Annotated in this window: 10 protein-coding genes; 4 read left to right on the top strand and 6 right to left on the bottom strand. The window is 39.1% G+C overall.

The window, feature by feature from the left end; genetic code table 11:
* Nucleotides 1-1,151: S8 family serine peptidase (locus BP621_RS12875; protein ID WP_292390592.1), on the top strand; the 1,151-nt coding region annotated here is incomplete at its 5' end.
* 359 nt (nt 1,152-1,510) lie between these two features.
* On the opposite strand, the gene BP621_RS12870 is transcribed toward BP621_RS12875, so the two are convergent.
* Complete coding sequence (locus BP621_RS12870; protein ID WP_292390590.1) at nt 1,511-3,763, bottom strand: ATP-binding protein; 2,253 nt, start codon at nt 3,761-3,763, stop codon at nt 1,511-1,513.
* Nucleotides 3,753-5,087, bottom strand: coding sequence for a DNA double-strand break repair nuclease NurA (locus BP621_RS12865; RefSeq protein ID WP_292390588.1), 1,335 nt, complete (start codon nt 5,085-5,087; stop codon nt 3,753-3,755). Before BP621_RS12865 ends, BP621_RS12870 begins: the two co-directional genes overlap by 11 nt.
* Nucleotides 5,088-5,443: 356 nt before the next feature.
* Between BP621_RS12865 and BP621_RS12860 the strand changes: the two genes are divergently transcribed.
* Nucleotides 5,444-5,965: a hypothetical protein gene (locus BP621_RS12860; RefSeq protein ID WP_292390586.1), complete on the top strand. Its 522-nt coding sequence runs from the start codon at nt 5,444-5,446 to the stop codon at nt 5,963-5,965.
* A gap of 181 nt (nt 5,966-6,146) precedes the next feature.
* Here the strand turns inward: BP621_RS12860 and BP621_RS12855 are convergent, their stop codons facing one another.
* The 3 genes from BP621_RS12855 to BP621_RS12845 all read right to left on the bottom strand — a co-directional run bounded on the left by BP621_RS12855 (nt 6,147) and on the right by BP621_RS12845 (nt 8,873).
* Nucleotides 6,147-7,250 carry a hypothetical protein gene (locus tag BP621_RS12855; protein ID WP_292390584.1) on the bottom strand — a complete coding sequence of 368 codons (1,104 nt, stop codon included), beginning with the start codon at nt 7,248-7,250 and terminating at the stop codon, nt 6,147-6,149.
* 530 nt (nt 7,251-7,780) lie between these two features.
* Complete coding sequence (locus BP621_RS12850) at nt 7,781-8,242, bottom strand: hypothetical protein (protein WP_292390583.1); 462 nt, start codon at nt 8,240-8,242, stop codon at nt 7,781-7,783.
* A 73-nt stretch (nt 8,243-8,315) separates the two neighbouring features.
* The gene (locus BP621_RS12845) at nt 8,316-8,873 is read right to left on the bottom strand and encodes a TetR/AcrR family transcriptional regulator (protein ID WP_292390582.1); all 558 of its coding nucleotides are present in this window, start codon (nt 8,871-8,873) and stop codon (nt 8,316-8,318) included.
* Between the two features lie 725 nt (nt 8,874-9,598).
* Between BP621_RS12845 and BP621_RS12840 the strand changes: the two genes are divergently transcribed.
* Complete coding sequence (locus tag BP621_RS12840) at nt 9,599-10,069, top strand: MarR family winged helix-turn-helix transcriptional regulator (protein ID WP_292390580.1); 471 nt, start codon at nt 9,599-9,601, stop codon at nt 10,067-10,069.
* A gap of 17 nt (nt 10,070-10,086) precedes the next feature.
* Complete coding sequence (locus tag BP621_RS12835; protein ID WP_292390572.1) at nt 10,087-11,292, top strand: MFS transporter; 1,206 nt, start codon at nt 10,087-10,089, stop codon at nt 11,290-11,292.
* A gap of 236 nt (nt 11,293-11,528) precedes the next feature.
* Here the strand turns inward: BP621_RS12835 and BP621_RS12830 are convergent, their stop codons facing one another.
* Nucleotides 11,529-12,086: a TATA-box-binding protein gene (locus BP621_RS12830; protein WP_292390571.1), complete on the bottom strand. Its 558-nt coding sequence runs from the start codon at nt 12,084-12,086 to the stop codon at nt 11,529-11,531.
* Nucleotides 12,087-12,274 lie beyond the last annotated feature (188 nt).

Genomic DNA, 12,274 nt, shown 5'->3' with positions numbered 1-12,274 from the left:
TACAAACCGGAGTTGCACCAGGCACAAACCTGATTGGAGCAAAAGTACTCGATGCATATGGTTCTGGATATTTATCTAACTGTATTCTTGGCTTTGAGTGGGCAGTTAATAACGGTGCCCGTATTATAAGTTTCAGCGCAGGGTCCACAGTACATGACCCGGCATTTACAACTACAATAAACAATGTTGTGGCAGCAGGTGTACTTCCTGTTATAGCTGCGGGCAATTCCGGGCCGGGCTCTTCCACAATCTGTTGCCCTGGTGATGAATTTAATTCGTGCACTGTAGGTGCAACAGATTCCTCCGATGCAATAGCATACTTCAGCAGCCGTGGTCCTGTTACTCTTGATGGACAAACATACGTTAAACCCGATGTCTCTGCTCCCGGAGTAAGTATCACTTCAACATTCCCAGGCGGTGGATATGAGACATGGGACGGAACTTCTATGGCAACACCACATGTTTCCGGTACTGCAGCATTAATTCTGCAAAATAACCCGGCTATGAAGCCGGCTGATGTACAGAAAGCATTAGAAAGTACAGCAGTAGATCTTGGATCGGCAGGAAAAGATAATGATTATGGTTCAGGCCGGATCGATGCATTAAAGGTAATCGGTGGTGGAAAACCTGTTGCAAACTTTTCTGCGAACCCTACCGAAGGAAAAGTACCATCAACTGTCGCATTTACTGACACTAGCACAGGAAATCCGACTTCATGGAAATGGAGTTTTGGAGATGGAACAACTTCAACCCAGCAGAATCCAACCCATAAGTATTCCAAAGTAGGGAGTTATACTGTTAAACTTACAGCAACAAATGATGTAGGCAGTAACACGATAACAAAAGCAGGATATATAAAAGTAGTAACAAAGCCGGTTGCTTCATTTTCTGCTAAACCTACCTCTGGAAAAGCACCACTAACAGTTGCATTCACTGATAAAAGCACAGGAATTCCTACTGCATGGAAATGGAGTTTTGGAGATGGAGCATCTTCAACAGAACAGAGTCCAAAGCATGAGTATTCACAGGAAGGAAGCTATAAGGTTACACTTACAGTAACCAATGTGGCAGGCACCAGTACTCTAACGAAGACAAATTTCATAAAGGTGACAACGAACACAAGGCCAGGAATATACTCTGAAAACAAATAAACCCTTAAATTGAGAAAAGAAAAAAAGATCGAGTAAAGGGAGTGGGGAAATTATTTTATCAAATCTGGCAACAAGATCACCTTTGCCTTTTCTGACCATTTGAGAGCTGATTTTCTCTTTGCGATTGATCTAGTTTTTAGTTATCCGTAAGATATTATTTAATCTGAAAATCTAACAGATTTCCCAAATTGCGGGAAGTTTAGATAGATCACTATGCTTACAGTTGTTCAATAACTCTCTCATGAACAATTTGGAAAATTTTATATTTTCTCACTGTCAAATTTTGCGATCCCTAAATTTACCCCAGAAAGCCGAAGAATTTTCCCAATAAACAAATTAATCATCAAAAATGATGATGATTATCTATGTCGGACTACACAATTTGAAAGCCCGATTATTTCCACGATATCACTGTTATCCGGGGAATGAATTATCATCTGTCCTTTCTTAAGATAGGGAATTCTCCGCTCATATTCTTTCGGGACTTTTAAAGACGTGATGGCAGCGTCATTATTGAGGTTAAGGATCAACTTCGTATTAATCTGCTTGAAAACCGTATCATCGATATCCTGAGGGTCCTGGGTAATCAAGAAAAGGCCCAGCCCTTCTTTTCGGCCCTGGCGAGCTGCATCTGCAAAACGTGAAATAATAAGACGAGAGTGTTCACCATTTGCATTTGAGAGATATCGATGAGCCTCATCCAGTGCAAGAATTATTGGAGTTTCTTTAATAGCTTCCTTTCCCGTTGTACTTAACTTATTGTCCACTATAAGGCTCATGATTGTGAGCACTATAAGGTCGCGGATTCTCGGAGCGCTTATATACTCGGTCGGGAAAACCGAAATCTGCCCTGGCTTGAAGATCTTATCCAGAAGGTCAGTAATTGAGGCTGCATCCCGATCAAAGACCTTCGAAAAGAAGGGATTTCTCACTCTCCTCACAATTCCGTCATACGAAGACTCGTGAAGCTTTCCACTGTCAACATAGTAGGAACGGGTACCTTCATTATCAATATGGTTGATGAAATTGAGGTAAGTATGGGGCACGCTTGATTTGAAGAAATCTCCAAGAAGCACTTCAAGCCCTATATACTGGAGTTCGGACATTCCGGCTGCTGCAATAAGCCAGGAATTGTGTTCTACAAGCGAAAAGGGGATCGTAAATTCAATCTGCTCGGCTCTGGATTTATCCCCAGGATACCTTTGCCCGTCAATTTTCGCCACGAAAGCCTTTGTAGAGAGAACCCGACCATAAGTCACATTTTCAGATTCGAACTTGAATTTATCGTCTTCAGTCAGGGTCTCGTTGTCCTCGAAAAGCTGGGAATACTCGTCCTGAGGGTCCATGATTACCAGGCAAGGATTTTTCCGGGCCTTGTCAGGAGAGCTCCGCAGTCTGTACCTGTTGCTTTCATCCATGAACTGGCGGAGAATATTTTTTGAAAGGAACGTTTTTCCTGTCCCTGTACTCCCACAAATAAGCATATGTCTGAAGATAAGGGGGTCGCCCATGGAATAGTCGTTTCTGAGGTAATATGCAACCGTTTCGGGCTCGGAATTGGTTTTTAAAAGTTCGCCACCTACACTCAGGTGGCCGATAAAGATTCCCTCTTCAGGAATATTAAGCCCTGTCTGAACCTCAAGCCTGTCAGTTACAGGCAGGATAGGAGTGTTAGGATGGGGAATGCGGTCTGCCATTCGCCGCGTGAGTGTTCCTTCGGCCTTTCGGTACAGAATACAGAGCGGATCAAGGCAGGCAAGGAACTTGTAATCGTCTTCATTTACAGGGTTTCCACGGGCACTGAGCATACGCCTTGAGTGAATTTCAGTTGCGTCATCTACCACAAACTCCTGCCTGTACTGAAGTTTTCCCACCTTGGCAAATAATTTTTCTCCGTTTTCGTAAGGCACAACAACGTATGTTCCAAGCCTTATTTCATCCCGTCGAGCTGATGTAATGTAGCCTGTGATTACAGCTCCTGAAGGAGTTAATTCAAGGGGCTCTATGCCTGTGGTAACAATCCCGAAAGCTTCTGAAACTGGGGAAGCTTTCAGGACTTCATCGTCACACCCGGCAAAGCCTTCAAAGGGAAAAGCTTCCTGTACGGAACTTCCAAGAACTTCGGATTCAAGAGAGATATCTGAAAAAGGCAGAGAAGCAGTCTTAGACATAGAAGCAGTTTTAGATAGAGATGCAGATTTAAAAATTGCTTCGGCAGGGCCTGAAAGAACATCAGATTCAATACTGGATTCGGTTTTTAAAATATGATCTGATAGATCATCCGGATAATCTTTACTTAGATTGTCGGATAATGAGGAGTGTAGTATTTCCTCAGTATTAGGTGCGAATGTAGGGGCCATATTGGAAGTAATTTCGATGGAATTTGTATTTATTATCTCATCCATATTTTCTTCAGGGCTTATCTTCTCAGAACTTTTCTTTTTAATCTCATCAGGACTTTTCTTTATTATCTCATCAGGGCTTTCATTTCGTACCTCATCAGAGCTTTCCTTTAAACCTGCGTTTTCCTCCAGTCCTGAATCCACAAGAACTGGCTCCTTTTTCGGTATGTGAGAGTTAAAAGTAAAAATGTCGGCATCTTCATATTTCATTAATCTTATTCCACCGGGTGTCATTGTAAGTAGTATCGGGACTCATATTTTCAAAAAATTTATCAATCTCTTCCCTCTCTACTTTTCTGATTTTTGCTAGATGGTCTGCTTTTGTGAGGGTAAGAGGAAAACCGTACAAAGAAAGGTCAAAGAGCGCTTTTTTGGTAATTTGCATGCGGAGGGAATCGTCTTTAACAAGCCCATATGGAGCTTCGACCTTGAAAACCACATCTTTGTAGGGTACATAAAGCATGAAAAAGCAAAGAGCATAATCTTCAGGCGGAAAATTGTGCCTGAGTTCCTTCTGGATCGGATCTGCGGCTGCAAGGGGTGAAGTCCCGTTAAGCAATTTCTCATAAAACCTGTTGGGCTGCAAAAACCAGTTTGTGTAAGTAATATAATCATTTTTGGAGCCAATGTGCTTTCCATTCTTCCCATTGTTTTTAGAATTTCTTCCACTGTGTCCTGAAGCGTTATCAACTTTTTCCAGGGAGAGCAGATTCCTGAAAAACTGAGAGTCAAGCATCCAGGGCAGGTCGAAAGCGTTCCCTTTTTTCCGGACGCTGTCCATAATCTGCACGTCAGTAGGGTTTTTTACAAAACCGATCACAGGATGCCGGTTTTTCAGGAAATGATCCATAATATCGATGTAATTCTGGAGAATTTTTCGGGCATCGTTGTTCTGCCGAACCCTTACGTCCTCGTCGTCCAGTACCATCCAGTACATTAGCTGTTTTGGATAAATCGGCCCGTCCATTATAAAAAAGCTCTCAGGCTCTATTCTGTCTTTCATGAAAAGAATATGTTCGGATTCTGCCAGGTACATGGCAAAACTGTGCACCATATCAGGGGCTTTTCTTTTTAACTCGTCAGGTGCGATTGTAACCAGTTTTGCCCTTCCAAATTCTTCATCGAAGGTTTCCCAGCCTTGTGTAGCCTGCATGGATACCCTCTGGGAAGAAGAATAAGCAGCGCATACGATTGTTCTGAATCTTTGAATATCAAGGTTAGTAGGCGTTGCAGCCAGCCCGCAGTGGCAGAAATCTACAAAAAGCCCGCTGTCATAAGTCCTTGGGTTAGTACTTCCGCTGTCGCAGGCATAAGTCAGCGGATACGGGTCCTCGCCCTGTGCCATCAATTGAGTCCTTACAATCCCACGAAAGAGCCTGTCTATAGCTTTAAGAATGACCTTCCCATCGAGCCTTAGCTCCTCAAGCAGAGAATAAATATCCGAAGCTGTTTTTACCTCCTCAGACTCAAACGAGCGGTCAATCTTTTTTGCAAGCTCCGAGATTTTATGCATATGCACGGGCTCAAGGGTCATGGATAAAAGATACTTTGAGGAGTCATATATATTTATTGAGTGGAAAGGGGAAAATGCGGATGTTTTACTGGAAAACAAGTGTTGGAAATAAGGAAATGTAAAACTGTTTTTCCACGGAAATTTTCTTCAATGACAGAAAAAAGAACTAGAAAATGGAAATCACAAACTAACTGTAATTTATAGGGTCATCTTGTATATAGCCAGAAGTTGTTGAGTAGAAATTCTATTATGGGGATCAATTTTCTCCATAGTACGTAAAAATTTGCTGTAAATAATGCTGATTTTATACAAATAAAATTTTATAATACAACTCCCTTTAATTTTCATCATATAACTTGAAATTTTGAGGTGTGTATTTGAATAAGAAAAAGACTATATCTTTGATTTTGTTTGTTTTGCTTGCTTCAATGGTAGCAGTAGGATGTACTGGATCAAACAAAGAGAAAACTGCTTCTCAAGATGCTGCATGGAACGAAAGTTTTCACAACAATTTAGCATTATTACATACCGATCTAAATAATTCGATAAATGCAATGAATCTAACAAATGATTTTAATGATACATCATTCATAATGGCAGGACAAAATATGATTGAAGATTCTCAGAATGCACTAAATGAGAATAATCAATTTACTGTATCCCCTAATTTACAGGAAGCACAGAAAGAGTGGGCTTTGGGACTCAACGACAGTATATCCTTAGGGAAATGCTTGTTAAATATGTCAAATAATAGCAAAAATAATAATGAAACTGCTCTAAACGAAGACGTTGAAAACATGTACTCGCTTGGAAGTTCAATGTCGGCTCATATGAACAGAGCAGCCACTTTAGCAAAAATTGCTCAAGATAATGAGAAAAGCAATAGTCAAAAAGAGTAAGGTGAAAAGTACTTTCACTTCTTTGTGCCTATTATTCGAAGAATTTCATATACGTTTAAATCTTAACAATTTTTGTTCTTCTAACTTTAAAGAGTTAAATATAAAAAAATTCCCTTTTTCAAGGGAATTTCTTAAAATTAATTTTTCAGATTTGGTGTTTAATCTAGAGTTCCCCTGATTCTTATCCTTCCTTCTGCTTCAAATTATGGACCGAGACTTCTGCTAAGTCAGATCCTCCCCGGAAATTATATTTTGTATTACCTTTAACGAAACCGCGGACGAGTCCAGTCTCTGGAGAATACTCGATAAATGAATTGTCTCCCTGGGCAATGCCTATAATTGTGATATTGTCGGAAGCAGAGGTCAGATTATACCGGCCTTTATTCTTATCGGAGACCGATAGCAATCGGGTCTGTTCAGAGAGATCTTCCGTAATCCCGTCACTATCCAGAACGGTGGCGTATTTTTGGGTAACGTTATACGACATATTAGTTCCCGCCCACTCAGCAGTCTCATGAGGCGAGGATGAGATTCTGCCATCAGCATAGAGAACATAGGGAATGGTTATATTATGCGTGCTTAAGTTGACATCGCCTAGGATGAAGTTGCCTCTCACACAGAGCATAACAATATCGACTGTACCGTCCTCATCAACCTCGTCGATGTATCCCGCAAACGGTGTGAATGTTGTTTTCCCGTTTGCGAAAATTTTACCGGAAAACACGTTTCTTTCCTGGCTGTTTATCTGGTAAACACTACTCTGGGCAGTTGTCCAATTGCCGGTGAGATTAGGGCTCGCCATACTGTCATTAGGAACCGTCGTTCCGTTACGAACTGCGAGAGTCGTCTTGACCGTGACAATCCCACTTGAACTAGAGATAACGCCCGTTGAAAAAACGTCGTCCGACTCGACGATACCGCTTCGGAACAATGTCGTAGTCCCGTTCTTTTTATGGCTGGAGAAATGCCTACCGTCTTTCTCGTCAATGGCAAAGAACAAAGGAGAGTAGGAGTTATCCTCCACGACCTTAAACAGCCGGTCATACTGAGCCACGGTGTAAACTTCTCCTGAGTTATTTGTGGCAAATCCGCCGGACGCGGAGTTGTAGGTGATACCTGACACGGTTGTAAAAATACCATTGATATTATATGGTACTTGCTTTAACCCGGTATCTGTCGCCTGGGACTCGGAACTAACACAACCCGCGGTGGATGTTCCTATAATTAAAATAAGAACTGCTAGGGAAAGACTCAACGCGATTGCTGTCCTGTTAATTGCTTTCATTTCTCATTCCTCCTTATTTTTTTCCATTATGTTTTATAGTAATTTGATGACTTTAAATGTTAGTATGTTGGACTGTACTGTTTGAACAGGCTTATTTTCTGGCTCTCTATTAGGTTTTCCGCGAAGAACTTGAGTTATTCTAACATTTTAGAAAGGCTTCTCTAATGTGCTTATAATTGGGTGAAATTTGAAGACCAGAAAAAAGACTAATTACTAAGACTAATTACTTTTTCTTAAAGGATAGTTTTACAGGTAGATATTTGAGTTTTTAATATTTGTCTTGAATGATGCAATAATCGACCAAATGTCCTTTATCCCTATATATACTGGAATAATTTAGTTTACAAAAGCATAACCAAAAGCATACACAAAAAAGATAGATAGCCAAAATGAGTAGGGTAGAATACTTCCATTTCTTTGCGTTAATTATTCAAAGAATTTCATATACATTTAGCATAAAAAATAATATTTTTTAACATGTTTTGTTTTTTAACCCGACACAGATGGAAATGACTTATGGTTATATTGCTTCATGTGTTGTTCAGCTCATCGGCCTTTGCCTGCGCTGCTCTCTTTGTTTCGAAGATCTCGGTGTCTGAGGGATAACAATATAGATACACTCCATTCATAATCCGCACAGTTCTGTATATAAGAGTGTACACAGGTTTGTCCATGGCATCTGCTTTCAAGTAGCTGATTTCATGCTCACCCCAATTTACCAGTGTATATTCTAAGCCATCTACTACTATTGCCTCAGGAAATTCTACACCATCAAGTATCTGTTTTCCGACTGAAAAATTCAAGTCCTTATACAGTAATATCGGTCGAACAAACACTTTCGGAAGCTTCGATTCCTCTTCTTTATCTGAAAAATATGACACATCCACTTTCTCATCTGCATAGTCAGAGAAGCTCGCGTTTCGAGACGCATATTCATATACTGATTCATATACTTGTACAATGATTCCATCGATTTCGATATGAGTTGTCATAGATTTCAGCCTCGTGAATATATAGACCGATCTATATATCATTAGGTAAAAAATATATGAAAATTTAAGTTATTTATTTTTGTAATAAAATAGGAATTTTTTCAGCCACAGCTACCAGCATAGTAGTATCATTACGAATCAAAGATATCGTTATCGCACCTTCGATCATCAATTGAAGAATTAAGCTTAATTCTGTAGCCTTTTCTGATGAAAATCCACTACTAATTAATTTCTGATAATATGTATCTGTCCACAGATCATAGACTTCAATACAAGTTTTTCGCAAAGACTCACTTATCGAGACTGTCTCTAAGGCCAGCAAACTGATAGAAAAACAATTCTCTTGATCTTTTTCATAGAAGTTTCGTGCTAAATCCAGAATAAACTCCTTGATGGCTTGAACTGGATCGCTATTCTTTGCTAATTCTTCTTCTATTTGATGTTGAATTTTATCTCCCATCAATTTTATAGTAGCTGCCACCAACTCTTCCTTTCCATTTGGAAAATGATAATACAATGATCCTTTCGGCGTTGCACTTTCTTTAATGATTTCATTTAATCCGGTAGCATGATAACCGTTTTTTTGGAATAAAAAAGCAGCCGTAGTCAGGATTTTTTCATGTGTATTCATTTTAGATCCCATAGAATTATTGGTAATGGGCGTAAGTTATCGAAAAACGTAAGCAAATAATATCTTTCCATTATTTGCTAAACATGGAGGATTTACTCTTTTTTGAAGTTGATCAGTAACTCATGCCCATGATCGAATTATCTTACTAATAATTATAATGACTGGTCTACATATTACTTATATTTTACTGACTACTCTGATGCATAGGTTTTCTGGTAAAACCTATACATTTGCTTGGATTAATACAGCTATAAAACTTAAAATCATTTGAAAATAAACCCATCAAAAAACCAGTTTTATCTCATATTCATAAAATGGTTGATTATTCAGAATCTGAGATTGAGAAAAGTAATTTTGAGTTTTGAAATTAGTTATTCAGGTATTTTTCACACAGCTCCTTAATTACAAATCCATACTCATCAAAGACCGTCCTGAAGCTTGTGAAAATATTAAGGGATGCACTGAAGATGATTGAAACTTAAATTTTTATCATGATGGTAATCTGATAATTATAAGATTTACGCGGTTAAACTGAAAGCCTCTTTTACTAAATAACATTAAAAAGTTTCAAGTTTTGTCAGTGGAGCTTTTAAATCGAGGTATAATCAAAATTTTGCGAACAATTAGTTGTGTCAACAACTATATATGGCATTAATACGGGTATACACAACTAACATGGTTGTAATTGCAACTATTTTGATTAGACAACGTGGTGAATAATAAAAATGAATACAATTGAATTCAATGGAAGCTCACATGCTAAAGAATTGTGTGGTAAGGAATTCATTGGAAAGCCCATCTCATATCTTTACAGATATGAACAAATCTATATTGGAAAAAAAATTGAGCCATATGGTATTGGAAGCGGACAGTTTCCTTTTCTTATGAGACTGTATCATGAGGATGGGATCAATCAGGAGAGTCTTTCTGACTATCTAAAAATTGATAAAGGCACTACTGCAAGGGCTATACAGAAACTTGTTAATGAGGGTTATGTTTTCAGGCAGAGGGATGAGAAGGACAGGCGATCATACAGGATTTTCCTTAGCGAGAAAGCGAAAAAGCTGGAACCTGATATGAAAAAAATAGCTTCGGAATGGGAGAATATTCTCTTTTCCAGTTTTGATGAAAATCAAAGAAAAGAGATTACGAATTCACTGAAGATTATGTTTGAGAATGTACTCAAAATAATGTGAAATAAAGAGATAAAATCATGCAATTTAAAAACATTCATCTTCTAATGCTTTGTATTACTGCATTTTTTGCAATGGCAGGCGGGGCTCTTTTAGCACCAGTCTTGCCAGATATGGTGGAACCACTGCAGACAACATCCCATGAAATAGGACTATTAATTTCGGCGTTCACTCTCTCAACAGCTATTTTCACACTGGTTATTGGACATTTCATTGACCGTGTGAACCGTAAGAAAATACTTGTTCCCTGTCTTGTGATTTACGGTCTAACAGGACTTGTAAGTTATTTTACCTCAGGTCTGCAATTACTTCTTATCTTGAGATTCATACAGGGCATCGGAGCAGCAGCCCTGCTGCCTTTGACCATGTTGGTCATAGCAGATGTGTACAAAGGTCATGAAAGTTTGCATGCCATGAGCATGGTTAGTATGGCTCTTGCCATTGGCTCGGTGTCTGCTCCTCTTATAGGGGGGGTACTGGCAAGTTTTGGATGGAACTATCCATTCCTTTTCTATACACTTTCACTTCCATTCGCTTTTGTTGTGCTTACCTCCCTTCCAGAGACAAGGGTTCAGAGTAACAATGATGATCACAAGGACATAACTAATGGGTTTAAAGCACTCAAGGAGTTGAGAGTAACATACACAATATTCCAGGGCTTTATGATTTTCTTCCTACTATATGCAGTGCTTGTCTACGTGCCATTCATGATTGAGAATGTACTTGGCTATACTGCAAAAGAAGCAGGACTTATGTTGGCTTTCCAGGGAATAGCTATCATTTTAACTATATCCCGCGTAAAGAGTCTGGCCAGCAAGTATTCAAAGACAATGATTATTACTGCTGCTTTTGTACTCGCCGGACTGGCATTATTATCCCTCTCATTTGCACATTCAATTGTTGCAGTTTTTCCTTTAATATTGCTGTTCGGAGCAGGGTATGGGCTTGCTCAAACTGCAATTGATACACAGATAATTGATATCGCCCCTTCAGAATCAAAAGGTGGAGTTTTATCTATTCACAACGCCATGAAGTTCTTTGGTTCGTGTCTTTCTCCTATAGTGCTTGGTATTGTCCTGTCACATTTTGATCTTGACACGGTTTTTAGGATAGCAGGTTTCTTTGGGTTGCTTGTTGCTCTGATGACGTATTTAATGAAGGATTCTTTTGAAAACTCAGGTGACGAGCACATAAAGGAGACGGAAAAAATAGCGTTGTCACATTAATAATTTGTTGAGTCATTAGATGATGTAGCGAATCATCTCAAAACTTCATCTAACCTCAGTATTGCTGCTAATATTACAACTCCAAGATATGATCTTTCTTTGATTTCATATTTTGGAAACGTTTTCTTATACGACCATTCCCAATTTATTTTATTTTTGAGGCAATGGCACCATATTTAATCTGGCAAATAAGGCACATCAATCTTTAAAAAATTGATCTTTTTTTAAGAGTTTGTTTAATAAAGAAGTCCTAGTTCTTCGAACTGTGTCTTTATAATCCGCAGTCCCTTTTCGCAATCCTCAGGACATTTTCCACCTGTGATTACCAGTTTGCCAGTGCTGAATACCAGCACTACCACCTTTGGAGCCTCAAGCCTACAAACAAGTCCAGGAAATACCTCTGGCTCATATTCGACGTTTTCCATTCCAAAGGCTATAACAATGGCGTTCAGGTTTAAATTCGTCTTTAAGTTAGCCGTCGCTACTACATTCTGAACATGAATCTCAGGCTCTAGATCTATTTCCTTGCAGCCTATAGAATTGAGCTCGGTAGCCAGATTGACCATAGCTATATGAGCTTTCTCGATACTCTTGGCTCCAGTGCATACCACTTTTCCGGAGGTAAAAATTAAAAAGGCAACACTGGGATCCTTAATTCTGTATACGAGGCCGGGGAACTTCGTTTTATCATATGCTGCGCCTTCAAGCCCAGTTTCCATTAATTTTTGCAGGTCGAAATCTTCTGCCAACTTTGTAGATGTCACTACGTTCTCTATAGTTATTATGGGTTCCATACAACATCCCTAGAATTATTGATGATGAGCGTGAGTTATTGAAAAACGTTAGCACAAGAATATTTTCCATTTTTTCTCAAACAATAGAAGATGTACTCTTATTTTCGGAATGGATCAGTAACTCACGGACACGACCGAATCATTTTTCTAGTATTATAATGACTGGTCTATATAGCATTTATGTTTTA

It is taken from the genome of Methanosarcina sp. UBA5, assembly GCF_002505485.1.
Lineage (GTDB): Archaea > Halobacteriota > Methanosarcinia > Methanosarcinales > Methanosarcinaceae > Methanosarcina.
The sequence above is the reverse complement of the archived record's forward strand: the minus strand, read 5'-3'. Positions and strand labels throughout refer to the sequence as shown.